A 25,504-nucleotide genomic window follows, 5' to 3' on the forward strand; every position below is an offset into this window, starting at 1 on the left:
GTTTAAATAATAATCCTCTACAGCTTGGCATAATTGTGTCGAAATTTTTACAAGTAAACAACAAACCTAATGCTTCTAAACTATAGATAATCGAGCTGGAAGCTAAATGAGCATAAAAAATTAATAAAAAAGTATATTTTTTGAAAAAATAGATATTGTCAATAAAACATTCATACAGTATACTCTTTAATTGATAATGATTATCGTTATTGATTATAACTTAGGAGGAAATGTATGTCGAAATTATCACTACGCAATAAAAATATTTTTATTCTTTTTGCTTTATTATCAATAGTATCTCTCATAATGGTTGGATGTGGAGATAAAGCAACAAACACTAGTAGTAGTTCACAAGAAACGGATAAAGCTGAAGAAGGTAATACCGAGTCTTCAAGCCGTGAAATTACCCACGCTATGGGCACTACGACAATTGAAGGAACACCTACAAAAATTGTTACTCTATACCAAGGGGCTACTGATGTAGCAGTAGCAATGGGCATTAAGCCAGTAGGGGCAGTAGAATCTTGGGCCGAAGCACCTTTTTATAATTATTTGAAGAAGGATTTAGATGGTGTTGCGGTTGTTGGACAAGAAACACAACCAAATCTTGAAGAAATTGCAAAGCTTCAACCAGATCTAATCATTGCATCGAAAGTTCGTCATGAGGAAATTTATGATCAGCTATCACAAATAGCACCAACTGTTGCTCATGAAACGGTATTTGATTTCAAAGGTACAGCTGAAATGATGGGTCAAGCAATGAATCAAGAAGAAAAGGTAAAAGAGTTATTTGGAGAATGGGATACGCGAGTTGCAGATTTCCAAACAAAAATTAAAGAGAAGCTTGGCGATAAATGGCCATTCCATGTTTCGGTTGTCAATTTCAGAGCAGACCATGCACGTATTTATGTAACTGGATATGCAGGTTCTATATTGTCGGAGCTTGGCTTCCAAGGTCCTAAAAATTTAACGGATGACTCATTGGAGATCGTCAAGCTAACGGATAAAGAAAGTATTACGCAAATGAATGCCGATGTCATTTATATGTTCATGGAAAATGATGAGGCAGTGAAAAAAAATTATGAAGAATGGACAAATCATCCGCTATGGAAAGAGCTTGATGCTGTGAAAGCAAATCAAGTTTATCAAGTAGATGAAATCAATTGGAATCTAGCTGGTGGATATATTAGTGCTAATTTAATGCTAGATGATATTTATGACAAATTTGAATTAGATAAATAGAGAAAGTGATTAGGGCTGTTTAAATGACAGCCCTCTCCTTGTAGTGTTTAACCTATAAAAACCTGCAACTTTTCTCATAAGTTAAAATGTGGATCAAGAAAGTTGGCGCAAAATGAGAATTTTTCTTTCTACTACCTCGATGAAACAAATAGGGTTGTTCATCAGTTGTTTGATCCTTTTGCTGACGTTTATGTTCAGCATAACTATTGGTCAAACATCCATTCCCTTCTCGTCAATCTATGATGCCATTTTTCATTATGATGCTGCTAATAAGGAGCATGTCATTATTCGAACATCTAGATTTACAAGAGCTGTGATCGCTACAGTAGTTGGCGCAAGCCTAGCTATCTCGGGAGCATTAATGCGGGCATTAACTAGAAACCCTTTAGCAGCTCCTGATATTTTAGGTATTAATGCAGGGGCAATATTTTTTATTGTCAGTGCCATTACTCTTTTTTCTGTTAATTCCTTAATGAGTTATATGTGGATTGCCTTTTTAGGTGCTGGTGCAGCGGGAGCTATGGTGTTTTTCCTTGGATCATTAGGGAGAGATGGTTTAACACCAATTAAAATAGTGTTAGCTGGTGCAGCGATTACAGCTCTATTTGTCTCGTTTACGCAGGGGCTTTTAGTGATTGATGAGCAAGGTTTACAAAGTGTACTCTTTTGGTTAGCGGGGTCAGTATCCGGTCGAAGCATTGACATGCTCATACCTGTCCTACCATTTATTTTAGGGGGCACAGTCGTGGCAATAGGTATGGGCCGTTCAATAAATATTTTACAATCAGGTGATGATATTGCAAAAGGCTTAGGCCAACGAACGATGCTGACGAAACTCACACTCGGTATCATCATTATTATTCTTGCAGGTAGCTCAGTTGCTGTAGCAGGTTCAATTGGCTTTATAGGTTTAATTGTCCCTCATATTGCGATTCATCTTGTTGGTATGGATTATCGGTGGATTATACCGTACAGTGCGGTATTAGGAGCTATCTTGCTGCTGCTTGCAGATATAGCAGCAAGATACGTAATTATGCCATTAGAAATGCCAATTGGTGTAATGACTGCATTAATTGGTGCTCCTTTCTTTATTTATATTGCACGAAAGGGGTTAGCAAAAAATGTCTAATTATAGGACGATTCGAACGAAATCCGATCGCATATCTTTTCAAATCGCCAACAGAACTTGTTGGATTATACTACTATTAAGCTTATTATTAGTCATCATTACGATTATTGGCTTATCTGCAGGTAGCGATTTTATTCATCCTTTCATAGTAGTGAAGGAGTTATTAGGCTACGGGAACGGAGAGTATGATTTTGTCTTACATACATTAAGGCTCCCACGTATATTGATGGCCTTATTAGTTGGTGCTGCGCTAGGAGTTGCTGGTTTAATTTTACAAGGAATCATACGTAATCCGCTAGCTGCTCCAGATATTATTGGTGTAACGAGTGGAGCATCCATGGGTGCGATTATTTTTATTGTGTATTTTATGGGATCAGTTGGCATCCAATTTTTACCGTTAGCGGCCATTTCAGGTGCGGCCATTATCTCCTTTATCATTTACTTGCTATCATGGAGAAAAGGTGTCACACCTATTCGCATGGTGCTTATTGGAATTGGGATTTCCGCATTAGCAAAGGCAGTTGTAACCATGTTACTGGTCCTCAGCGAGGTAGCTGCAACTACGAAGGCCTATCTATGGTTGACTGGAAGCTTGTATGGGGCGAATATGACAGATGTCTATTTGCTTTTACCATGGGTGGCTCTTTTATTACCTTTAACATTTGTTTTAGCGAGAACAGTCAATGTGAAGGAATTAGGAGATGACATTGCGACAGGGCTGGGCGTAAAAGTTCAAGTGTACCGTTTGCTTTTTTTAATCATTAGTGTCATGCTAGCTGGTTCTGCGGTTGCTTTTGCAGGTGGAATTGCCTTTGTTGGATTAGTAGCCCCTCATATGAGTAGACTGCTTGTAGGGCGTTCTTTTGCAGGATTAATACCCGTTACTGCTATAATTGGTGGCATTATTGTCATTGTAGCTGACATTGTTGCACGAACAGCCTTTTTACCAAAGGATTTACCAACAGGTGTCTTTACGGCTGCTATTGGAGCACCATTTTTTATTTATTTACTATTTAGAACGCGCAATCAATAGTGCCTAATGATAAATGAGTTAAAAGCGTGAGAGAAGAAGGTGAAGGGATTATGAAAAGCGTCTTAGAAGTACAAAATCTAGATGTTAGCTATGGTGAAAATCTTATTTTGGAAGATTTGAATCTTCAAATACCAAAAGGGAAAATTACGGTACTAGTAGGTGCCAATGGTTGTGGAAAATCTACGCTCCTAAGAACGTTTGCCCGACTGCAAAAACCAAAGTCGGGTGAAATTTTTTTAGAAGAGCATCCACTAGATGGGATTTCAACTAAAGAGGTGGCAAAACGTTTAGCCATTCTCCCACAGGGACCTGTTGCGCCAGAAGGATTAACTGTTCAACAATTGATTAAACAAGGTCGTTATCCTCATCAAAGCTGGTTAAAGCAATGGTCTACAGAAGATGAAAATATTGTGAACAATGCTCTTGAGGTGACACAGATGACCGAATTTGCAGATCGCCCAGTAGATGCATTATCCGGAGGTCAGCGTCAGCGTGTGTGGATTGCTATGACATTAGCTCAAAAAACAGATCTTATTTTACTTGATGAACCTACAACTTATTTAGATATGGCTCATCAAGTAGAAATTTTAGATTTACTATTTGATTTAAATGAAAATGAAGGCCGTACAGTTGTTATGGTATTGCACGATTTAAACTTAGCTTGTCGTTACGCTCATCATATTGTAGCTGTGCGAAATAAACAGGTGTACGCACAAGGTAAGCCAGAGGAAGTGGTGACACCTGAGATGGTACAAGCTGTCTTTCGGATGGACTGTACCATAATGAGAGACCCACTATTTGGAACGCCATTATGTGTTCCGCATGGTAAGGGACGAACGGTTCAGATGGAAGCATTTGAGGAGGTAGCGGCCACTTGAGCAACAAACTGTCAGCTGAAGAAATACCAATATTATTAAGCGATTATCGATTGACGTTTGAGCCAGCAATAGATGCTACTTACTCCATAAGTGCCGAAAATTTATTGGACGCTGAACAGGCTCTAGTCTATTTACAAACAATCGCCCCTTTTTTTCAATCGCCCTCTTTATTAGTGACGGCATCGTTATTTGGAAAGCGCTATAGTGTTTTGACGATGGCTTCAGCATTTTATGCCATGTCGAGATATGATAAAGGGCTACAAGTTGCTATCGAAAATATTTGGGTGGAAGCAGAAGGTCATGCGAAACCATGGCTGCCTAACGTTCGGTTTATTGATCATACGGTGTCAGTACCAACAACAGATCGTAACGCATGGCGTGACGAGGTGCTTAAAGGGATTTTTGCAGATAATCTAGCGAAAGTGTGGCAGTCATTAACGAAAATAAGTAAAATCCCAAAAACAATTTTATGGGAAAATACCGCTATTTATGTCAATTGGCTATACGAAACGAAAATTAGAGAAGGGGCCAATGAGCAAGAAATCATTCGCCTACAAGAGGATTATGACTATATTGTAAACCAGGCACCAGGTTCTCTCTTTGGCGAGAAGAAAAATCCTTTGACTAATTATTGTGGACCTAAAGTGACGATAAAGGAATCCGAGCAACCTATACGCTTAAGAAAAACATGTTGTTTCTATTATCATACATCTGACGAAACAAATGATTATTGTATCTCCTGTCCTAAAATCAAAAGGCTCGTCTAACCTCATAAACTATATAATTCCTCAAAGTGAATAAATGACGTGTTTATTCACTTTTTCTTACTTTAAAAATTTCTGTTTGTTATCTTATATAATTGTTATACTTGATTGAAGCATTTGTTGTCTGTATAAAAATTCAGAAAAATGTGAGATTGAACCAATGGCTTTATAGCGTTTAAAATAGTTTTATAACACAGTAATGTTATAAAAACATGAATAATGTGAGTATTTTTCTGTTTAAAACTCAAAACCCTATTGTTTTTGTAATAGTACTATAACAGGTTGTGAGGGGAGGTTTTGAATGAACATAACATCTAGAGCTCATAGAACGGTAGATTGGGAAATAGATCAAGTTGCAATTTCATGCTTAATAGAAATGAGGTTTTAATCAAAAAATGAAAAAGTATGCTGTTTCTACATATGTTTATTTTATTATCCCTTCTTTAATTGGTATTTTTCTATTTATGACACCTGTCTTAACAGAAGAAGGCTGGAAGGTACCGATTGCGATTTTAGCAAATGTTTTAGCAACTATTGTTGCTCCTGTCATTAGTTATTTTACAATTCTTATGTTTGCCATTTCAGCAATTGGCGCACTTATGGCTAAATTTATTCCTCGTAAAAACGTGAAAGAGCCGAGTATTTTAGATACATTGTTTTATGTTAATTGGTTTTGGACGATTACCCGCTGTATCGGCTTAGTTTTTGCTTCAATGGTTGTCTTTAACTTTGGTCCTTTTGCCATCAACAACGAAAATACTGGTGGACTACTGATGGATCCTAATGATGGTCTTGTGACATTTTTATTTACCATCTTCTTGTTTGCTGGATTCCTCTTGCCGTTTTTGACTAATTTCGGGCTTCTTGAATTTTTCGGTACAATGATGGTGAGAATTATGCGACCCTTATTTAAAAGTCCGGGACGTTCTTCCATTGATGCCCTTACATCATGGGTCGGTGATGGAACGATTGGTGTGTTAATGACAAGTAAACAATATGAAATGGGGAACTACACCAAAAAAGAAGCAGCTATTATTGCAACAAGCTTCTCGGTAGTATCTATTACATTTTGTATCGTAGTATTGGATACGGTTCATTTGGCACGCTATTTTATTCCATATTATTTAACAGTTGTCTTTTGTGGAATTGTACTAGCGATTATTATGCCCCGTATCTATCCACTTGCACAGAAAGAAGATACATATATAGATGGTACGCCTGTAGACTATTCACGTGAGGAATTACCAGAGGGCTATAATTTAGTCTCACATGGCTTAGAGAATGCACTTGCTGTTGCCCATGCCAATCGTGATCCACGCAAATTTATAAAAGATGGATCTAGAAATGTCATTGATTTATGGGTTGGTGTTGCGCCTATCGTAATGGCTTTTGGGACGATTGCCCTGATGCTGGCTGAATTTACTAGTATCTTTGTGATTTTAGGCAAACCCTTCGAGCCTATTCTAACAGTACTTGGCTTACCAGAAGCGGCAGAAGCTGCACAAACAATGGTTGTGGGCTTTGCAGATATGTTCCTGCCTTCTATTTTAGGTGCGGGTATTGAATCTGATACTACTAGATTCGTCATAGCAGTTGTTTCTGTCACGCAGTTAATTTATATGTCTGAGGTGGGTGGACTTATTTTAGGTACGAAAATTCCGTTGAAATTTTTCGATTTAGTGGTGATATTTATATTACGTACACTTATCTCACTTCCAATTGCTGCATTAGTGGGACACCTTTTATTCTAATCAAAATGCCAAGTCCTAGACCGACTTGGCATTTTTCATGAAATTAATAGCATAGGATTGCTTTACTTGCTTCCATAAAACAAGCGTATAGACAAATAACACTAAGATAATAAGATAACCACTAAGCGTAGGGCTCTCTACATTTCCCATAAAGTTAAAGAAATTATTTAAGCCATGGAAAAGAATCGTAATAATGATCGATTGCCCATCTAAAATAAGTAAAGAAAGAACAAGGCCCACTAAAAGGGCATAGACGATTTGAATAATAGTATCTTCAAGCGATTGCCCACCAAGTAATTGTAAAGCATGTGTAATGCCAAACAATAAACTAGAAATTAATACCGCTGTAAATGCACCTTTGGCAAGAAGCATCCGCAGCATAATGCCCCTAAATACGGTCTCTTCTATAAATGCTACAATAAACACTTGTATTAATAACATAAAAATAAGATCGCTAATTGATGTAAAATTTAATCCTTTTGTACTTACAATGATGATTCCTAAAACGAAAAGTAGCGGTAAAATCATTAATAAATGATTCTTTTTAATGGGATGAAAGAAATACATTTGCCAGTTTTTTTTCATGGCAATATAAAAGAAGATTCCCAATGCTAGCGGAACTAACATAACAAACTGTAACAAAGGGCCTGATGGTTGTTTAATAGAAACAAAAGCTCCGTTACCAACATAGAAAAGTATGATAAGAAATTATAAGCCAATTATTTTTGCAATCACTTTTTGTTTCATTTTGTTCATTTCCTCCTAATCATGCTAGCAGTAATTAATAGGAAGACACTTAAAAAGAGAGTGCTTCCGAAAAGAATAGGTAAATACATTCTAAAATGATGTTAAAATCCTCAACATGCAATAAACCGGAATCATTTGATGTGTACTCGGAATAATTAATGAACTATTATCCATTGTAGCAAGTTTTTACCTTAATCACGGATTGGCTTTTTTGGGTGAGATTTACCGATTAAATATGCACTAAAGGGAAGAAAGGAAATAATTTTTATGAGCAGCATACAGACGAGTAAAGTAGCTAGAAAAAGTGAAATAACTTGCAGTGAAGTAGTAGGGAGTAAGGCACTATAGGGTGCTAAATATTCTTGAATAAGCCAGTGAATTAAGAAGATACCAAAGGAATAACGGCTTATGCTATGAATGAAGGACAGCTTAGGCAAAATTTGAGCAAACGCTAAAATAAAAATCATCATCGCCAACACAAATAGCATCATATCCATTCTTCGTGATGTAATTTGCTGGTCGCCCAAATAGTAATTTATATAGATAATGACTGTTGCAAGTATGACCGATAAAACGGTAAAAAATTTATATTTAACGACATAATACGTGAATCTTTCATAATGACGACCAATGAAATGGGCAAATACAAAATAAGGAAGCCAGCCTACGAAGAGCAGTCGCATAAAATGATCGTTTTCAACGAAATAATCTATATTTAATTTTGCTAATGTCATATAGAGAATCCCCAGTAAGAACATAATAGGAGCAAACCATGTACTGGATAGCTGATATTTTTTCACAATAAAGAAGAGAATATAGAGCTGAAAAATGGTCATGACAAACCATCCAGAAAAATCGCCCAAAATAATGTGACGATACAAGGCATCCCAAAAATTTTCGTGATAATGAAAGGCTGCATTAGCCGCATATAAAATACCAGCAGCTATAAACGGCATGACGATAAACTGAAATCGATGCCATAAAAAATGGGTAGGTAGTTGGTGTTGATAGCGATTAGCTAATATTAAAATGGATAATAAAATGAAAATGGGTGTGGCGGCACATAGCAGAAGTCTAAAAAATTGATAGAATGGTTGATCAATAAAGCCATTAATAATTTCAATATTTGTCGTCGCGTGCAATAGCACAATACTTAAACAAGCAATAGCTCTCAATGCGTTCCACTCGTACACCATCTCAATCACCCTCGATTTCAGTAAATTGGCGGGCATCTCCTGCCAGGATGCAACCTAACTAACTATATGAATTTGGCATTATGGTTACAACCACTCTGCCTTGTCGCTCGAAAATAGTTTAGTTCGCAAATTATTATTAAAAACACCTAGTAAACTTGCCAAAAGCTCCATTTTTGCATATGTGTCACATAACCTCCTTGCATATACTGGGGCAAGAGGGGGGGAGGTGAGCTTTTATGAGAATTAACTGGAAGGTTCGTCTTCAACATATACCATTTTTACTAGGGCTATTTTCATTGTTACTCTTACTCGCACAACAAGTAGGGGCGATTTTCGGCTTTGATTTGACAGCTGCAATGAGTGAGCAAATTGCATCTATTTTAAATACAGTTTTATCTATTCTTGTATTAATGGGTGTCATAGTGGACCCAACGACAAAAGGTACAAGTGATAGTGAAAAGGCATTAATGTATAGGAGACCACGATAAAGTGTTCGAAAAGTGTAATTTTACAATAAGGATAAATATGTTATAATGTTAGAAAATTGATACAGTGGGGAGGATGATTGAATGTCCCTTGAAATGGAACAAAGAGTGGCTAAACTTGAGGAGGAAATGGCGGATTTACGTCAGGAGTTAAGTGAATTAAGGCGAATTCAAAGCAATGAAAAAATAAATACTCTTGATGCTAGACAGTCAATGATTGAGCAATCGGTTCCAATAAAACCAACACCAACACCAAAAGTAATGGTGGAACAGAAGTCTACCCCAGTCAAAACAGCACAAAAAGAGGTGCAACCACAGCCATCGATGGAGGAACGTGTTATGTGGGCACTTCCAAAAGTATTCATGGTTATTTTAGTTATGGGGGTACTTTGGGGTCTCAAACTTGTTAGTGACTATGGTTATTTATCGAATGGCGTGAAAATCATCCTTGCCTATTCATTATCGGTAGGATTGGCGATTATCGCTTATATTCTGGAACGTAGAAAAGTAGGCTCACCCGCTATTACGATGTCATTATATGGTGGAGCATTCATTGTTGGTATTTTAACGACTGCAGCTAGTGCCATTTTATACGAAATCATCCATCTCACACCTGCGCTTGGCATTACAATTCTTTATATTGGCTACGGTATTGCCATAAGTTACTTAAAGAAAAATGAGGCATTAACTATTTTTGTTGCTTTTACCTCGTTATTACTACCTTATTTATTAGAATATATGGACTTTAGTGCCGTCATTATTTTACTATTTGTAATCGTTTTATTTGCCATGCTGCAATTGGTTGTCCTACAGCACAAGCAAAAGCTTGCTCTTTATATTTCAACCTTTTTCTCAGTGCTGGCAATAGGTGTTGTAGCATTTATGAATCATGATAAGCAAGTTGTCTTTGCTTTTGGTTTACTTGCTATACTAGCAATCTTTTATGTAAGCTGGTGTCGATTATTTAATGCACAATCTAAATGGAAACCTCTTCATATTGGTCTCCAATTTTCGTTAGGGTCATTTAGTTTATTGCTGATGAACCTGATCATACGTTCACTAGAATATGGAGAAGCATTGCTACTTATTTTCATTGGTTTATTAATAGCATTAACGTTTTATAGTCATCGTCAAAAGTGGCAGGAAGTATTTGATAGTGCTATAACACTCGCATTTATTGCCGTATGTAATACGATACTTATTATGAATATACCTGATAAAGTGGATGATTTACTGTATCCACTGATCGCATTTGCAGGTGTAATGATGAGCTTACGATTACGTGCCAGTATGATGAAGGTAGTCACATCATTTTTCCTTGTGATTACATTGTTGCTAAACTTCATTTTCCATGAACCGACACCATTTATCAGCTTTGATCATTTAAGTCTGTTCATGCCAATTGTTTATCTTGTAGTCATTTATTTGTATGCTAGACGCCCAAAAGAAAAATTATCACCTTTTGAGAAAGTCATGAAGGATTTATATGCTATTGATATTTTAGCAGTAATTACCGCAGGCTACTTCTTAGCTTATATTAGCAAACTAGATACAGCCTATTTCGCGGCAACAAATGGCATTCAGTATTTGATGTGTATCGCACTAGCTGCTTTGTTTGCAGGATCTCTGCTCGTGTCAGAGAAATTCAAAGGGCGTTCTCTAACACCTGTCCTTGGAGCATTCTTTATAGTATTTTCTTTGCCGATCAGCACGAGGCCATCTATGATGGATAGCTTAAATATGATGACCAGATTAGTTTATATAGCAGTAATTATGGCGATTATTGTGGACGTTCTAGTAAAGGGTCGTATTTATCGGCTGTATGAAGAGCGAATGGGGAAATATATAGACGCTATTGTTAGCTCAGGAGTCGTTCTCACAATGATCTCGATGTGGGGGCTCGTTCATCAATTTACGTATAGTCATCTACTTGATTGGAAACTAAGTATAGCTCTTACAACGATTACATTATTCCTTACAGCGAGTATTTCGCTATGGCTTAGTTCCACGCAACAATTAAAAACGCTTCGTACAACAGGTTTTGTTATCTTAGTCATTGCGTTTATCAAGCTTATTTTCTTTGACTTATCGGCCCTTGATTTATTAATTAGAGCTGTTCTATTTATAACAATTGGTGGCATTGGCATGCTGTTGTCAGGTAGGTTACTGAGGAAATGAATTGAAGGGATTCCAATTATTTTTGGAATCTCTTTTATATTGTGCTAAACTGATAATACTCTTACTCTACTCCTTCTTTCTTCGTACCGTATGACTTCAAATCTTTTATGAAATATTCTTCAAATACATCACTCATTATCTATGTTCATTGCTTTGAATAACATTCGTTACGTATATTGCCGAGCAAGAATACAATATTTATATGGATAGGCGCATCATACTTATTGTATGGGCGCCTATTGGTTTAGGAGGACATAAATTTGGAAATGGCTTATACAATTATCATTTTTTTAGTTGGTATAGTCTTTGGCTCTTTTTATAATGTAGTTGGCTTACGTGTGCCGCGGAAGGAGTCTCTTGTATATCCTTCCTCATATTGTATAAACTGTCAGAGACAATTGTCGGTTCTTGATTTAGTGCCAGTATTGTCTTATCTCTTTTTAAGAGGAAAATGTCGAGGCTGTGGCTATAAAATTTCTTTTGTATATCCAGCGATAGAATTGTTGACTGGGGGATTATTCGCCCTTGCTTATTTTGAGCTAAACTGGAGCTTAGAATTTATAGTAGCCTTATCGTTCATCTCATTGTTAGTCATTATAGTTGTTTCAGATTTTACTTATCTGTTAATTCCAGATAAGATTCTTTTATTCTTTTTGCCTTTTTTGGCCATAGGACGTGTACTGTCACCTTTAACACCTTGGTGGGACAGCCTAGTGGGTGCACTCGCTGGTTTTGGCATATTATATAGTATTGCGGTTTTATCGAAAGGTGGAATGGGAGGAGGCGATATTAAATTATTCTTTTTAATTGGCCTCGTTCTAGGTATTATTCATACGCTGTTGACTTTATTTTTTGCTGCTATCATTGGTATGATAGTCGGAATAGTTGTCTTATTAAAGCGTAAACAGGGAAGAAAAACACCTATTCCCTTTGGTCCATCTATTGCATTAGCCGCTTCTATTGTTTATTTCTACGGAGATTCGTTCATCAATTGGTATTTAGGTTTTTGGTAAGTGTTTAATCTTCAATTTTATGGAGGGGAATCAAGTGAAGCCGATTATTGGAATTACAGCTTTTGTAGAAGATGATTTATCAGCTCATTTAAATGCTGCTTACAGCAAAAGTATTATTGAGGCGGGCGGTATCCCCCTCATTATTCCGGTAGGTGTGGAGGAAGATGCTGCTCAAATTTTAGCCCTTACTGATGGCTTATTGCTATCGGGAGGCTATGATGTACATCCTTTTCTATTTGGAGCGGAGCCTTCACCAAAGCTAGGTAAAATTCATCCAGCTAGAGATGCCGTGGAATTAGCATTAATTGAGGCTGCATTTGTACGGAAAATGCCTATTTTCGGTATTTGTCGGGGTATCCAAATACTAAATGTTGCATTAGGTGGGACGTTATATCAGGACATTGATAGTGACCATTATAGTACGAAGCTGATCAAACATATACAACAAGCTGGTAGGTCAGTAACGACGCATTATGTACAAATTATTGCGGAGAATTTATTAGCGACTATTCTGGAACAAGAGAAAATCGCCGTCAATTCTTTTCATCATCAGTCAGTGAATGTACTAGCGGAGAATTTAAAAGTTGCAGCGAAATCCAGTGATGGCATTATTGAAGCAGTGGTGCATGAGGAATTACCATTCTGTTTGGCTGTCCAGTGGCACCCAGAGGAATTAGCTATAGCGGGAGATCAGCATGCACAAAAGTTATTTGCAGCTTTTGTTGAAGCGAGCTTGAAATTTAAAAAAGAGGCATAGAGAGATCATTAAAAAAAGAATCCAATAGATTGTGGATTCTTTTTTTGCGTAAAAAAGAGGATACATGCTCAGTGAAGGAACACAATCCTCAAACTCTCATTTAATTAATGTACACGGCGATAAAGACCAACAACTTGTCCCAAAATTGATACTTGATCAACGATAATCGGTTCCATTGATGAATTTTCAGGCTGTAAACGGAAATGGTTTTTTTCCTTAAAGAAGCGTTTTACAGTAGCTTCATCCTCAGCTGTCATGGCTACAACAATGTCTCCATTATTGGCGGTTGACTTTTGCTTCACAATCACTAAATCACCATCTAAAATTCCCGCTTCAATCATCGATTCACCCATAATTTCTAGCATGAATAACTGATCCTCACTCGTGCCATATGTATCTGGCAGTGGGAAATACTCTTCAATATTTTCGATAGCTGTAATAGGAGAACCTGCTGTAACCTTCCCTACAAGTGGTACATGGATGACATGTTGCTTTTGGATGGATTCTTCAGGCTCAAGAATTTCAATAGCACGTGGCTTTGTTGGATCTCGACGAATAAAACCCTTTTGTTCTAACCGAGCCAAATGACCATGAACAGTTGAACTTGAAGCAAGTCCAACAGCTTCCCCGATTTCACGGACTGATGGCGGATACCCTTTAGCTCGTACCTCGTCTTTAATGAACGCTAGAATGTCCTCTTGTCTTTTCGATACTTTTTTCATGATTGCTCACCTCTTTTTTCTAATATCATTCTTCTTATTTGATAGTATAACAGAATGCGAACACGTATGCAAACATAGGTTCGAAAAGTGTTTGACAAAAACGTTTGTTCGCTTTATTATGAGAACATACATTCCGAACAAACATTCTAGAAATGAGGTTATTATGATGACATGGTTAAAGAAAAATACACATATCACTATATTATTAGGTGCTTGTTTACTCTTCGCAAGTTACCTTTACATCACTGATCCGGGGGATGTTAATTACGCTGAAATTCAAATCGAACATGGGGATAGCTTGTGGTCGTTAGCCGAACAATACCGTGGTAAAATGAGTAAAGAAGATTGGATTAAGCTTGTCAAATCAGAAAATGAGTTAGCAGATATTAAAATCGTGGCAGGTAAATCTCTAGTCATTCCAGTTTTGAGTGATCAAGCCAGTCCCATCAAAACCATTGAAATTGCGAGAAATGAACAATGAAAATTAATCAAATGACGGCTGTTGTCTATTGCCGAGTAAGTACTGAAAAAGAAACGCAAAGCTCCTCATTAGAGCGCCAACAAGAAGAATTAGTGCGCTATGCTAAAGAGCAAGGCTATGAAGTAAAGGGTGTTTTTAAAGATAAACATAGCGGTTATGATGTTGAACGCGAAGGCTTACTTGAAATGCTTGATTTTATAAAAGAGAAGGAAATAAAAGCTCTTTTTGTACAAGATGAAACTCGTATAGGTCGTGGAAATGCAAGGATGGCAGTATTGCATTTATTACAAAAATCAGCAACAGATGTTTATTCAATGCGTGACGCAGGACCAGTCCAATTAAACGAAATGGATACGATGCTACTAGAGATTTTAGCAATTGTAGAGGAATATCAACGTAGAATCCATAATGCGAAAATCCGCAGAGGGATGCGACGTGCTGTTGAAAATGGCTATCGCCCTGAAAACAACCTATCCAATCGTGGCAATCCAAATGGTCAGGAACGGAAGGAACTCCCTGTTGATGAAATTGTGAAGCTACGTAATCGTGGTTTTACCTTTGAAGAAATTTCCATTACGCTTAGAGGACTAGGCTTTGAGGTAAGTAAGGCAACGGTACATCGCCGATTCCAAGAGCATCAAGAAAGATTAGCGGGCAAATAATATAGCCCGCTAATTTTTTTAATACAAGCTTTCTATAATAACATTTTGGGGTAGTTGAAAAGGATTATCTTTATTCATTCGATCATAAAACATAATACCCTTTAAATGATCGATTTCATGTTGTACAACGATAGATTCATAGCCTTTTAAAGACATAATAAATTCCTGTCCAGCAATATTATAGGCTTTTACTTTAATTCGTTCATATCTTGGTACAAAACCGTGAACAGGTCGATTAACAGACAGACACCCTTCTCCCTCAGGCAAATAGATCATATTTAAAGAATGGCTCATTACTTTTGGGTTAATGAACATCATTTCGTGTTTTTGGTTGTGATCCTTAAAAAGTACAGCAAACATTCTTTTATCTACGCCAATTTGATTTGCAGAGAGGCCACTCCCAGGACGTAGTTTATACTTTTTTATTAAATTCGGATCTTGGCTGTTTTTTAAATACTGAAGCATAGATAATAATGTATGTCGATCCTCTGAGGGAACTGGTATGGCAACGTCTTGCGTTTGTTTTAGTAATAGGACTGAGTGTTCTTTTACAAAATCTTTCATAGTAATCATGTAATCAGGATGAAATTTTGCCATCGAAAAATACCTCCTCAATAGGATTTCTTCAGAAGTTTCCTCAAGCTAAATTGTATGGTCAGATCATACATCATTGATACAGTGCCTAATAATGTTTATAGGAGCCCATTTTCACGAGTTTAACGTTCTTCTAACCTTCTAATAAATGGCTCCAATCCTCACGTAAGACTGCGTAATAGTATTCGTCCCACCATTCATCCCCATACGGTATACATTTTTTAAAATATCCTTCACGCCTCATTCCGATCTTTTCCATAACTTTATAGGAAGCGATATTTTCGGGCTGACACGTTGCAATAATTCTATGAAGTTTCTTTTCATTAAATCCATAGTCTAATACAGCACGAGCAGCTTCAGAAGCAAAGCCTTGATTTTGATAAGCTGGATTTAGTACCCAACCGATTTCATAAGTATGATTACCGAAACAAGGATGGAAAACAATATGACCAATCACTTGCTCGGAATTATTTGAAACAATAGCAAAATGTTTTGCTTTGTCGTTACTATTTTCTGCAATAAATTTCTTGGCCTGATCTTCATTAAAAACACCTTCAGGCATATAGTGCATCACTTTTTCATCTGAAGTATAGCTATAAACAGCTTCCCAGTCCTGCTCTTGAAATGTTCGAATGAGTAATCGCTTAGTTGTCACGTTCACATGTATGTCCTCCAATGTATAGTTAAATTTTTCCTTCCATATAATATTTATACACTTCACACATCTGGAAGTCATGTATTTTTTTATTTCAACAGCTTGAATTAGGGTTGGTATAACTGCATTTAATGGGAAACCATGCTATACTTTGCATACCGAAATTAATAAGATAGGTACTGAAAGGTGTGTAACTATGTTATCAAAAGAAAAAATTAACCGTATAAATGAACTTTCTGCTAAAGCGAAAAGTGGTCAACTAACGGATGAAGAGGCAAAGGAGCGAACAGCGCTTCGTAAGGAATACTTAGATACATTTAGAGCAACAATGCGTGATACGATTGAAAACGTAAAAGTGGTTGATGCAGAAGGAAATGATGTTACGCCAGAGAAGGTAAGACAAGCGAAAAAAAATAAATTTCTAAATTAATGTGACACAATTCAATAAAGTATGTATGAAAATGCAAATAGTATAACAAAAGCATTGTTTTCTAAAGCAATGTTGACTAAACTGTAGAAGTACAATTATAGGACGAGAAAGGATGTCACAATATAATGACTCAACATGCGGATTTATTAGCAATAAATGCTATCCGAACTTTGTCAATCGATGCTATTGAAAAAGCAAATTCTGGTCACCCAGGTTTACCAATGGGGGCAGCGCCAATGGCTTATACGCTTTGGACAAAACAATTACGCCATAATCCAGCGAACCCAAAATGGTATAATCGCGATCGTTTTGTATTATCAGCTGGTCATGGTTCCATGCTTCTATACAGCCTACTTCATCTAGGCGGCTATGGTTTACCAATGGAAGAAATTCAAAACTTCCGCCAATGGGATTCATTAACACCAGGACATCCTGAATATGGTCATACAGTAGGTGTGGAAGCAACAACTGGTCCTCTAGGACAAGGTATTGCCATGACTGTAGGTATGGCAATGGCTGAGCGTCATTTAGCAGCTACTTACAATAAGCCAGGTCATGACATCGTTGACCACTATACATTTGCATTATGTGGTGATGGTGACTTAATGGAAGGCGTTGCAGCAGAGGCTATTTCATTAGCTGGTCACTTAAAACTTGAAAAATTAATCGTGCTTTACGATTCTAATGATATTTCTTTAGATGGTGACTTAGAAAAGTCATTCTCAGAAAACGTACAAAAACGTTTTGAATCTTATGGTTGGAATTATTTAAAAGTTGCAGATGGCACAGATGTTGATGCGATTAATGCAACTATTGAAGAAGCTAAAAAATCAACTGGCAAACCAACATTAATTGAAGTGAAAACAGTGATTGGTTTTGGTTCTCCAAATAAATCGGGTAAAGCGGATTCTCATGGAGCACCACTTGGTACAGATGAAGTAGTATTAACAAAAGCTGCTTATGAGTGGGCACACGAGCCTTTCCAAATTCCTGCTGAAGTATATGATACTTTTAATGCTGCGGCTGAAGTGCAAGGAGCACAGTCTGAAGAAGCTTGGAATGCGAAATTTACTGCTTATAAACAAGAATTCCCAGAGTTAGCTGCTCAATTTGAACATGCTATGAATGGTGAATTACCAGCAGACTTCGCTTCTGAATTACCAGTGTATGAAGCTGGTAAATCTGTAGCAACGCGTTCTTCTTCTGGTGATGCGATTAATGCTATTGCTAAGAAAACACCATCATTCTTTGGTGGCTCTGCTGACCTTGCTGGCTCAAATAAAACAACGATGAAGGGTGCAGGCGATTTCTCTGCAGACGATTATGCTGGTCGCAACATCTGGTTTGGTGTTCGTGAATTTGCAATGGGCGCTGCTTTAAACGGTATGGCTCTTCACGGTGGTTTAAATGTATTTGGTGGTACATTCTTCGTGTTCTCAGATTATGTTCGTCCGGCAGTTCGTCTTTCAGCATTAATGGGTCTTCCTGTAACGTATGTATTTACACATGACTCGATTGCTGTAGGAGAAGATGGTCCAACGCATGAACCAATTGAACACCTTGCATCATTACGTGCAATGCCTAATTTATCTGTTGTTCGTCCTGCGGATGCAAATGAATCAGCTGTTGCATGGGAGCTTGCCGTTGCATCAGAAAATACGCCAACAGTATTAGTATTGTCACGTCAAAACTTACCTGTTCATAACGCTTCTATTGAAACAGTACGTGAAGGTGTGACGAAGGGTGCTTACACAGTATCTCCTGCTACAAAAGAAGTAGCGGATGCTATTTTAATTGCAACAGGCTCAGAGGTTTCGCTTGCTGTTGAGGCACAAAAAGCTTTAAAAGCAGAAGGCATGGATGTAGCTGTTGTTTCAATGCCATCTATGGACCGCTTTGAAAAACAAGATGCTGCTTACAAAGAATCTGTTTTACCAAAAACTGTCACTAAACGTCTTGCGATTGAAATGGGTGCATCATTCGGCTGGCATAAATATACGGGCTTTGAAGGTGATGTGCTTGCAATCGATAAATTTGGTGCATCAGCTCCAGGTGAAATTGTAATGGAAAAATACGGATTCACTGTAGAGAATGTTGTAGCGAAGGTAAAAGCGCTATAAGATTTTTAATAAATACCGCAACACTCAGCGTACGTATCAATTCGCTGGGCGTTGCGGTGCTTTTTTTTACTATTGGGTGACGTATCACTAAAGGAATGGACAAATACATCCGATGACAATGATCTTCTAAAATATGTCTAATCAAAAAAACTGCATAACCATACGCAGTTTTTTTATGTAGAAATTATTTCGCAAGCCCATTCTGAAATGCATAGACAACGGCTTGTGTGCGATCTTGAACCTCAAGCTTTGCTAGAATATTGCTTACATGTGTTTTAACAGTTTTTAAAGCAATATATAGCTCGTCAGCGATTTCCTGATTGGCTTTGCCTTGTGCCATCAGCAATAAAACTTCCATTTCACGGTCAGTAAGATGGTCGTAAAGAGGTGTATTATTGCCGTGGCGCATACGGTGCATCATTTTAGATGTAACTTCTGGCTCTAATACCGTTTCGCCACCCATTGTTTTACGAATGGCTTCCGCAATTTGTTTAGCATTAGATGTTTTTAATATATAACTCACTGCCCCTGCCTCTAAAGCAGGGTAGACTTTGTCATCATCTAAAAAGCTAGTCACCATCATGATTTTTGCCTCTGGCCATGCGGCTAAAATTTCTGCTGTTGCCTCAGCGCCAGTCATAATGGGCATAACATTATCCATTAAAATAATATCAGGCTTTAGGGCAAGGGCACGCTCAACTGCTTCTTGCCCGTTTTCAGCCTCTCCCACAACTGTAATATCTGGCTGTGCGGATAAGTACGCCGATACGCCGATACGCACCATTTCATGATCATCCACTATGAGCACTTGTATCATTGTCATTGACCTCCTCTTTATGTAGTGGAATTTTAACTTCGACAATCGTTCCTTCTTCAGGGACCGACACAATTTTATATGTGCAGCCAATTTCAACAGCTCGTTCAGCAATATTTTGCAAGCCGTAAGAAGTGGATTTATCTGCCTCTACATCAAAGCCTAAACCATTATCTTGAATGCGTAAAATGGCTAAGTCATCTCGTGCAACAAGCAACAATTCAACCTCACTTGCTTTGGCATGTCGAAGTGTATTAGAGAGGGCTTCCTGGGCAATGCGGAATAGGTGATCTTCTTCTGCTTTCGTTAATGCCATTTCTTCTAGTTCATATTCAATATGGAAGTAAACCTTTTGCTGAAGCTCAATAATTAATTCCTCTAAGCCTTGGGCAAGTGTTTTATTGCGAAGTGCAACAGGTCGTAAGTGTAATAATAATGCACGCATTTCGAGCTGTGCTTGCTGAACTATTTTTTCCACTTGCTTTAAGCTAGTCGCATTTTCGTCATTTTCCGTTAAAGCAGAAAGCAACATGGAGGCCGCAAATAATTGCTGCGACACAGAATCATGTAATTCTCTAGCCAGACGTTGACGTTCAGCAATGATGCGTTCCTGTATAATTTTGTCATGAGCTTCTGCCCGTTCATTGGATAAGCGCTGTAGACTTTTACGCTGTGTATCTATTAATTCACTTGTTTGCACAAGTGCTTTTTTTAATGGTTTCGGAAGGGCTTGCTTTTTAGAAAGTACAAAATCAGGTTCGATTAACTGCTTTACAATTTTTGTTGCTTGAGCCTCTCTGGCACGAGCAGTAATACTAATCCAACTGGCAAAGAGGAAGCTAAGAGCAAATAGGCTGACTACAATAATTCCGCCAAGAGGAAAATTATTGTAATTTTGTCGCCATAAAGGTTCCCAAGTTTTCTCATCAGGATTTCCCCATACTGCAACAAGCAATCCGAATGTAGCACTCATTAAAATGAATAATAAGGTAAATAATCTTGAGATAAAGGCAATCATTTACGCAGCACCTCCAAATCTCCAAGCCATGTTGCAACATGAATAATTAAAATACGTTTTGCATCTTCAGGATTTCCATCAGAAAAGCTAACACTTTCATTTAAAATACGTTGTGGACCCACATGTAAGCAAGTAAGCTCACCAAATAGGGTCGTATAGTGTATACGAAAAGGTATTTCATATGGGATATAGATTTGAACTTTACCGATCCCTTGACGAATCGTAATTAGACTTGTGCCAGCAGGCAAAATCGTTTGAGTCGTATCAACTGTGATATCTCCTGCTAAACGTTGAATTTGCACATCTTGCCATTTGTATGCTTCAGTTGGTGCTGGTATGGTGCCAATTAAGTCATTTTTCGAGGTAGATAGTTTTTCAAAAAGCTCAGCACCAACTATTTTTGGTTCATTTTCTCGTTGTAAGTATTGATAAAGCATATATAAGAGCATAATTACAATGAATAGACGGAGGCTCCACATTGTGAATAATGCAATCGCAATGAAGAATATGCCGGTCCATTTAAAAAAGCGGACTTTTTTAGAAAAGCTTAAATAAAGCAGTACGGCCCCAATCAATAAACAAAAGGCGCCACCATTATTAAAAATAGTAAGCTCCACAAAAACGAGTAAAAAGAAGCATAGTACCCAAAATGTGAGCTTATTTGTAGTGAAATTTTGCAAGAGGGTCACCCTTCTTTCTACTAATAGTATAAAAGAGGGAATGGGACCCTCTGTTTTAAAACGTGAAAGAATGCGCCGGTTAGAGTTGGCGCATTGCTTCCATTATAACATGTTATTTATTTTCAATTAGCAGTGGAGAGCTTTCCTCTGAAGCTTTTTTTTCTAATTGTGCCAATCTTGCTTCAAATGTTGTAACTTCATGATCTTTGTCAATTTGATAAGCCAATTTATCAATATAAGCTTCCAAATCTTCAAAATTTGTTTTATTGTTTTTGGCAATCATACCATCCATTTGATGATGGGCACGAGTGACGTTTTCTTTGCCCATTAACTGTAATTGACGAACTTTCATGTCTTTAATTTTATGTTTCATGGTTTCGAATTTACGCTCTAGCTCGAAATATTCACGTGTACTTGCTTCAATACTCGCTTGTAACGTATGATTACGGGCAGTGTAAGCTGTCACTTCATCCGTTGCGAAATCAATTAAATCTTGCTCGCCACTAGTCTGAGCTAATGTCAGTTGAGATTCACGTTTAGCAAGTAAATCTGCATTTTGTTGATATTCTTGCTCAAGCTTTTCTTTTAATTGTCCTTGACGTTCTAATAATTTACCTGTTTCTTCCGTTTGCTTTTCAGCTTCACGGATGTACTGGTTTAACATAGCAATTGGATTTTTTTGTTCCTTCTTATCAAATAACTGATGTAAGTCTGCCTCTACTGTGTATCTAAAACGTTGAAATAAATTCATATTCATTCTCTCCTTTTATTTTGTTAAATTTGACCATTCTTTTTCGAAGTTTGTAAATGGATCTTCTTCTTTTTTACTTTCAATTGTTGGGATTTTTACATTTTCGCCATTCCATTTTTTATAAATGACATAGACAATAGCGATTGCTGCAAGACCAATCATTGCAGGAATGTTCGATACTGCTGATAGGATACCGATTAGACCAACCGCAAACCAAAAGATTTTACCGAAATTTGACTTGCTCGCCATGTAAAAATGCATCCCTAGTGCTACAAATAATCCGGAGAATAGTAAGCCTGCCAATGGTCCGATTAAGGCAAGTGCAACACATGCTGCGATAACGCCTCCAGTTAATAAAAGAAATTTTCTCATTTGTTTTAGCTCCTTTCGTTTGTACCTTTATGTTACCTATTTACAAGATTGTCTAAAACGGACTCGAAATTGATTTTCTACTAGGTCTTGAGGCTGAGAACTATCTAGGCTGCAACAAAAGTGGGTTTTTGGCATACACAATGAGTGTATATTGCTTGTTTTCATTGAAAAATAGCAGTTCATTTTAAGAGCTATTTATCATCTGCCATAAAGTAATTTTTAGATCCTAAACTAGAAGCTTTTCGACAAAAATAGAAGATGAAAACTTCCTCCGTTTGACAAATTAACAAGATGGGATGAGCTATACTTATGGAAAATAAACTGAGCGAAGGAGGATTTCTGGTGAGAACCTATTCCATATATAAGATAAAAGAAGAGCATTTAACGTTTATTTTTGGCAGAGAGCGAAAGTTGTTAGAGATGATGCAAGGCTGTGAAGACGCCAATGAGAAATCCTTAAAAGAGCTTGCGTATATATGTGAATCCGTTCGTTTTGATGAAATAGCAGCAATGTTGGAGCATCAACTTGATTCCAAATATGCACATTTAGAAAGAGCTCGTAATGCTTTGTTTTTAGAACATCCGATAAAAGGTAAAATGGCTATTTATTTAGTCGATCGTAAGATTTGTGTTTATTGTGAAGGTTCACGAATGCTAGATTTGGATTTATTTCAAATGCTTGCCAAGATGAGTGAACGATTTATTGCTTTCAATAAACAAGATAATGAATGTGGGTGGTTGAAACCTATGAAGTATACAATGCACTAGGAAATTTCACTACAATATATAGTAACATGCTATCATTTGGTGTATAATGGAGCGTGGAGAGTTTTTTCTCGGTATATTGTAGTGGAGGAGGTTGGTTGTATGCCTACATGGGGCTGGATTATTATCGTAATTATCGCATTAGCAGCGGGAGCGGCACTTGGTTTCTATTTCGCTCGTCAAGCTATGATGAAATATTTAAAAGAAAACCCACCTATTAATGAGCAAATGATTCGTATGATGATGGCACAAATGGGTCGTACGCCGTCTGAAAAGCAAGTACGTCAAATGATGGCACAAATGAATAAATTCCAAAAATAATTGGGGTTTTTAAGGAGCAGCTGGTTAAGGTAACTGGTTGCTTTTTTCATGGAGTCATAATAAGGGGATGTCTCAATAATTTTTGAGACATCCCCTTATTTTTAGTTACGAGAAACGCTCAACCCGTTCATAGCCCTATGTACAACAACTGCCACTCATTTACTCACCGACAATTTCTTTGACAAAAGAGGCTTACAGAAGACATGTATCAGTCTTTTAGAAACAAGAATAAAAAAATCTTACCTCTATTCGTTTGAAATATTCTAGGAAAACATAAAAAAACTAGCAATTTAAAATATTCCCACTAATTTTGAAAAAACTAGCTATAATAAATAGTATTCATAGAAAAGGAGCTGTTAAATATGGAACGCGAAAAGACAAATGTAGAAAGCTTTGATCTAGATCATACAAAAGTAAAAGCCCCGTATGTTCGGTTAGCGGGAGTTAAAGCAGGGAGAAATGGCGATGAAGTGTACAAATATGATATTCGCTTGAAGCAACCTAACAAAGAGCATATGGAAATGCCTGCTTTGCATTCTTTAGAGCATTTATCTGCGGATATTATTCGTAATTATTCTAATCATATCGTTGACTTCAGTCCAATGGGTTGCCAGACTGGCTTCTATGTATCCCTTATTAATCATCAAGATTATGAAGACCTATTAACTATTTTAGAAAAAACGTTTACTGATGTGACAAAGGCGACAGCAGTGCCTGCATGCAATGAGGTACAATGTGGCTGGGCTGCGAGTCATAGCTTGGAAGGAGCACAAGCATTAGCGAAGGAATTTTTAGCGAAACGAGAGGAATGGCATATCGTTTTTGAAGAGTAAATATAGAAAAAACCTTGCGGGAATAATAAAAGCAAGGTTTTTATTTGCGTTAAAAATGGAATGGAATGACGTTGGAGGAGGAAGAATCCCGATTGATTTTTTGGTAAATAAAACTTTCTAAAAAATCATGAATTAAATCTTCATATTCATCCATATTTTCATTAAAGGATTGGGCATGTGCACCAGTATCAAAAAGCTTTAATTTTTTAGGACCAACTTTTTTATTGTAAAGGTCTAGTGACATGGACGCTGGAATAAATGAATCAGGAATACTATGGATAAAAAGTACAGGTTTTTCAATATGGGTCACTGCTTCGGCGGGGGTCACACTTTTGAAGGAGTAGCCGTCCCGGAGGCGGACAAAGAAATCAGCAAAACGGATGGGAATAATAGAGCCATATTTAAATTCAGTTTTGGCAATTTGCTTGAGCAACATGGAAAAATCAGAGAATGCACAATCAGAAATATAAAAATCAGCACCATCTTCTACCGTACCTGCATAAAGTAACATTGTTGCTGCACCCATAGATTCTCCATGAATACCTAGTATTGCATCTTCACCAATCATGGCTTTCACTGTATTAACTACAGCATCAAGATCATTTTTTTCATAGTGACCATAGCTAGTTGTTTTGCCACCAGATTCGCCATGACGCCGATGGTCAAAGATGACCGAATTATAGCCAAGCCTTTCAAATAGCCTAGCGTATTTAACGGAATTGATTTTATTTTCGGTAACTCCGTGACATATGATGATCGTGTTATTGGTTTGCAAAGGCTGAAGCATAATTCCTCGGATCGTATAACCATTAGGAGAATCGATATTTAATTCGCATTTCAAGTTTTTATTGTACCAAGCCTCATCAAAGCGTTTAGCTGTCGTTTCTCGTTCACGAACAAATTCAGGATCTTTTTGTTGAATATACATTAATTTATTGGAAAGCGCGAAGCCGAACAGACCAGTAGCTGCTGCGGCAAGCGTTGTTGTAATACCAGAGAATAAAAGCATCTTCTTTTTCATCATAAAACACCTCCACATGCTGTTTCTTATTTGTAATGTTCCCAACTGAGATTGTTTAAAACACGTCAACATTTTACAATAACTTTGGCAAA

General features: G+C 37.3%; 28 protein-coding genes. 17 read left to right on the forward strand and 11 right to left on the reverse strand.

All coding sequences use genetic code 11. The features are described 5' to 3' along the window. Positions 1 to 234: 234 nt before the first annotated feature. From B3D94_RS13800 to B3D94_RS13825, 6 genes are all read left to right on the forward strand, one after another. Positions 235 to 1,242: an ABC transporter substrate-binding protein gene (locus B3D94_RS13800; protein ID WP_069480434.1), complete on the forward strand. Its 1,008-nt coding sequence runs from the start codon at positions 235 to 237 to the stop codon at positions 1,240 to 1,242. 112 nt (positions 1,243 to 1,354) lie between these two features. Continuing rightward, positions 1,355 to 2,371, forward strand: coding sequence for a FecCD family ABC transporter permease (locus tag B3D94_RS13805; RefSeq protein WP_036124211.1), 1,017 nt, complete (start codon positions 1,355 to 1,357; stop codon positions 2,369 to 2,371). Continuing rightward, entirely contained in the window at positions 2,364 to 3,404 is a 1,041-nt protein-coding gene (locus B3D94_RS13810) for a FecCD family ABC transporter permease (RefSeq protein WP_069480436.1), read from the forward strand. The genes B3D94_RS13805 and B3D94_RS13810 overlap by 8 nt, the downstream gene beginning before the upstream one ends. Before the next feature lie 50 nt (positions 3,405 to 3,454). Beyond that, positions 3,455 to 4,282 carry an ABC transporter ATP-binding protein gene (locus tag B3D94_RS13815; RefSeq protein WP_036147775.1) on the forward strand — a complete coding sequence of 276 codons (828 nt, stop codon included), beginning with the start codon at positions 3,455 to 3,457 and terminating at the stop codon, positions 4,280 to 4,282. Next, the gene (locus tag B3D94_RS13820; protein ID WP_069480437.1) at positions 4,279 to 5,049 is read left to right on the forward strand and encodes an IucA/IucC family C-terminal-domain containing protein; all 771 of its coding nucleotides are present in this window, start codon (positions 4,279 to 4,281) and stop codon (positions 5,047 to 5,049) included. The genes B3D94_RS13815 and B3D94_RS13820 overlap by 4 nt, the downstream gene beginning before the upstream one ends. 392 nt (positions 5,050 to 5,441) lie before the next feature. Then, a complete protein-coding gene (locus tag B3D94_RS13825; RefSeq protein WP_291757799.1) occupies positions 5,442 to 6,797 on the forward strand; it encodes a YjiH family protein in 1,356 nt (451 codons plus the stop codon). 15 nt (positions 6,798 to 6,812) lie between these two features. Here B3D94_RS13825 and B3D94_RS13830 read toward each other — a convergent pair whose 3' ends face one another. After that, a complete protein-coding gene (locus tag B3D94_RS13830) occupies positions 6,813 to 7,439 on the reverse strand; it encodes a CPBP family intramembrane glutamic endopeptidase (RefSeq protein WP_291757801.1) in 627 nt (208 codons plus the stop codon). 296 nt (positions 7,440 to 7,735) lie between these two features. Beyond that, positions 7,736 to 8,740 (reverse strand): acyltransferase family protein, encoded by a 1,005-nt coding sequence (locus tag B3D94_RS13835; RefSeq protein WP_291757803.1) that lies wholly within the window; start codon positions 8,738 to 8,740, stop codon positions 7,736 to 7,738. A 236-nt stretch (positions 8,741 to 8,976) separates the two neighbouring features. Here B3D94_RS13835 and B3D94_RS13840 point away from each other — a divergent pair, with 236 nt between their 5' ends. The 4 genes from B3D94_RS13840 (at position 8,977) to B3D94_RS13855 (ending at position 13,173) form a co-directional block, all read left to right on the forward strand. Beyond that, positions 8,977 to 9,228 carry a phage holin gene (locus B3D94_RS13840; protein WP_025114039.1) on the forward strand — a complete coding sequence of 84 codons (252 nt, stop codon included), beginning with the start codon at positions 8,977 to 8,979 and terminating at the stop codon, positions 9,226 to 9,228. An 81-nt stretch (positions 9,229 to 9,309) separates the two neighbouring features. Then, complete coding sequence (locus B3D94_RS13845; protein WP_291757806.1) at positions 9,310 to 11,403, forward strand: DUF2339 domain-containing protein; 2,094 nt, start codon at positions 9,310 to 9,312, stop codon at positions 11,401 to 11,403. A gap of 260 nt (positions 11,404 to 11,663) precedes the next feature. After that, positions 11,664 to 12,416 carry a prepilin peptidase gene (locus B3D94_RS13850; protein ID WP_291757808.1) on the forward strand — a complete coding sequence of 251 codons (753 nt, stop codon included), beginning with the start codon at positions 11,664 to 11,666 and terminating at the stop codon, positions 12,414 to 12,416. A gap of 34 nt (positions 12,417 to 12,450) precedes the next feature. Beyond that, positions 12,451 to 13,173, forward strand: a complete 723-nt coding sequence (locus tag B3D94_RS13855; RefSeq protein ID WP_291757810.1) for a gamma-glutamyl-gamma-aminobutyrate hydrolase family protein — start codon at positions 12,451 to 12,453, stop codon at positions 13,171 to 13,173. 104 nt (positions 13,174 to 13,277) lie between these two features. Here B3D94_RS13855 and lexA read toward each other — a convergent pair whose 3' ends face one another. Beyond that, positions 13,278 to 13,895 (reverse strand): transcriptional repressor LexA, encoded by a 618-nt coding sequence (gene lexA, locus B3D94_RS13860; RefSeq protein ID WP_031419079.1) that lies wholly within the window; start codon positions 13,893 to 13,895, stop codon positions 13,278 to 13,280. Positions 13,896 to 13,986: 91 nt separating this feature from the next. Here lexA and yneA point away from each other — a divergent pair, with 91 nt between their 5' ends. Beyond that, positions 13,987 to 14,376 (forward strand): cell division suppressor protein YneA, encoded by a 390-nt coding sequence (gene yneA / locus B3D94_RS13865; RefSeq protein WP_291757813.1) that lies wholly within the window; start codon positions 13,987 to 13,989, stop codon positions 14,374 to 14,376. Then, entirely contained in the window at positions 14,373 to 15,038 is a 666-nt protein-coding gene (locus tag B3D94_RS13870) for a YneB family resolvase-like protein (protein ID WP_069480445.1), read from the forward strand. The genes yneA and B3D94_RS13870 overlap by 4 nt, the downstream gene beginning before the upstream one ends. Before the next feature lie 18 nt (positions 15,039 to 15,056). Here B3D94_RS13870 and def read toward each other — a convergent pair whose 3' ends face one another. Further along, on the reverse strand, positions 15,057 to 15,635 hold the full coding sequence (gene def / locus B3D94_RS13875) for a peptide deformylase (protein WP_291757814.1): 579 nt from the start codon (positions 15,633 to 15,635) through the stop codon (positions 15,057 to 15,059). A 130-nt stretch (positions 15,636 to 15,765) separates the two neighbouring features. Next, the gene (locus B3D94_RS13880) at positions 15,766 to 16,293 is read right to left on the reverse strand and encodes a GNAT family N-acetyltransferase (protein WP_069480447.1); all 528 of its coding nucleotides are present in this window, start codon (positions 16,291 to 16,293) and stop codon (positions 15,766 to 15,768) included. A gap of 190 nt (positions 16,294 to 16,483) precedes the next feature. Between B3D94_RS13880 and B3D94_RS13885 the strand changes: the two genes are divergently transcribed. After that, positions 16,484 to 16,717: a DUF896 domain-containing protein gene (locus B3D94_RS13885; RefSeq protein WP_008174688.1), complete on the forward strand. Its 234-nt coding sequence runs from the start codon at positions 16,484 to 16,486 to the stop codon at positions 16,715 to 16,717. 125 nt (positions 16,718 to 16,842) lie between these two features. Further along, entirely contained in the window at positions 16,843 to 18,837 is a 1,995-nt protein-coding gene (gene tkt / locus B3D94_RS13890; protein WP_291757820.1) for a transketolase, read from the forward strand. 184 nt (positions 18,838 to 19,021) lie between these two features. Here the strand turns inward: tkt and B3D94_RS13895 are convergent, their stop codons facing one another. The 5 genes from B3D94_RS13895 to B3D94_RS13915 form a co-directional block, all read right to left on the reverse strand. Then, positions 19,022 to 19,654, reverse strand: coding sequence for a response regulator (locus tag B3D94_RS13895; RefSeq protein ID WP_008174684.1), 633 nt, complete (start codon positions 19,652 to 19,654; stop codon positions 19,022 to 19,024). Next, the gene (locus tag B3D94_RS13900) at positions 19,629 to 20,669 is read right to left on the reverse strand and encodes a sensor histidine kinase (RefSeq protein WP_291757822.1); all 1,041 of its coding nucleotides are present in this window, start codon (positions 20,667 to 20,669) and stop codon (positions 19,629 to 19,631) included. The genes B3D94_RS13895 and B3D94_RS13900 overlap by 26 nt, the downstream gene beginning before the upstream one ends. Further along, positions 20,666 to 21,349 carry a cell wall-active antibiotics response protein LiaF gene (gene liaF / locus B3D94_RS13905; protein WP_043989784.1) on the reverse strand — a complete coding sequence of 228 codons (684 nt, stop codon included), beginning with the start codon at positions 21,347 to 21,349 and terminating at the stop codon, positions 20,666 to 20,668. The genes B3D94_RS13900 and liaF overlap by 4 nt, the downstream gene beginning before the upstream one ends. Positions 21,350 to 21,461: 112 nt before the next feature. After that, the gene (locus B3D94_RS13910; protein ID WP_036124247.1) at positions 21,462 to 22,100 is read right to left on the reverse strand and encodes a PspA/IM30 family protein; all 639 of its coding nucleotides are present in this window, start codon (positions 22,098 to 22,100) and stop codon (positions 21,462 to 21,464) included. A gap of 15 nt (positions 22,101 to 22,115) precedes the next feature. Then, positions 22,116 to 22,472, reverse strand: coding sequence for an ABC transporter permease (locus B3D94_RS13915; protein WP_069480450.1), 357 nt, complete (start codon positions 22,470 to 22,472; stop codon positions 22,116 to 22,118). 342 nt (positions 22,473 to 22,814) lie between these two features. Here B3D94_RS13915 and sirA point away from each other — a divergent pair, with 342 nt between their 5' ends. From sirA to B3D94_RS13930, 3 genes are all read left to right on the forward strand, one after another. Then, complete coding sequence (gene sirA, locus B3D94_RS13920; protein ID WP_025114054.1) at positions 22,815 to 23,240, forward strand: sporulation inhibitor of replication protein SirA; 426 nt, start codon at positions 22,815 to 22,817, stop codon at positions 23,238 to 23,240. A 99-nt stretch (positions 23,241 to 23,339) separates the two neighbouring features. Then, positions 23,340 to 23,558, forward strand: a complete 219-nt coding sequence (locus B3D94_RS13925) for a YneF family protein (protein WP_004232154.1) — start codon at positions 23,340 to 23,342, stop codon at positions 23,556 to 23,558. A 362-nt stretch (positions 23,559 to 23,920) separates the two neighbouring features. Next, positions 23,921 to 24,391, forward strand: a complete 471-nt coding sequence (locus B3D94_RS13930) for an S-ribosylhomocysteine lyase (RefSeq protein WP_069480451.1) — start codon at positions 23,921 to 23,923, stop codon at positions 24,389 to 24,391. Positions 24,392 to 24,440: 49 nt separating this feature from the next. On the opposite strand, the gene B3D94_RS13935 is transcribed toward B3D94_RS13930, so the two are convergent. Beyond that, complete coding sequence (locus tag B3D94_RS13935) at positions 24,441 to 25,412, reverse strand: alpha/beta hydrolase (RefSeq protein ID WP_036127701.1); 972 nt, start codon at positions 25,410 to 25,412, stop codon at positions 24,441 to 24,443. Positions 25,413 to 25,504 lie beyond the last annotated feature (92 nt).

It is taken from the genome of Lysinibacillus sp. UBA5990, from assembly GCF_002429815.1.
GTDB lineage: Bacteria > Bacillota > Bacilli > Bacillales_A > Planococcaceae > Lysinibacillus > Lysinibacillus fusiformis.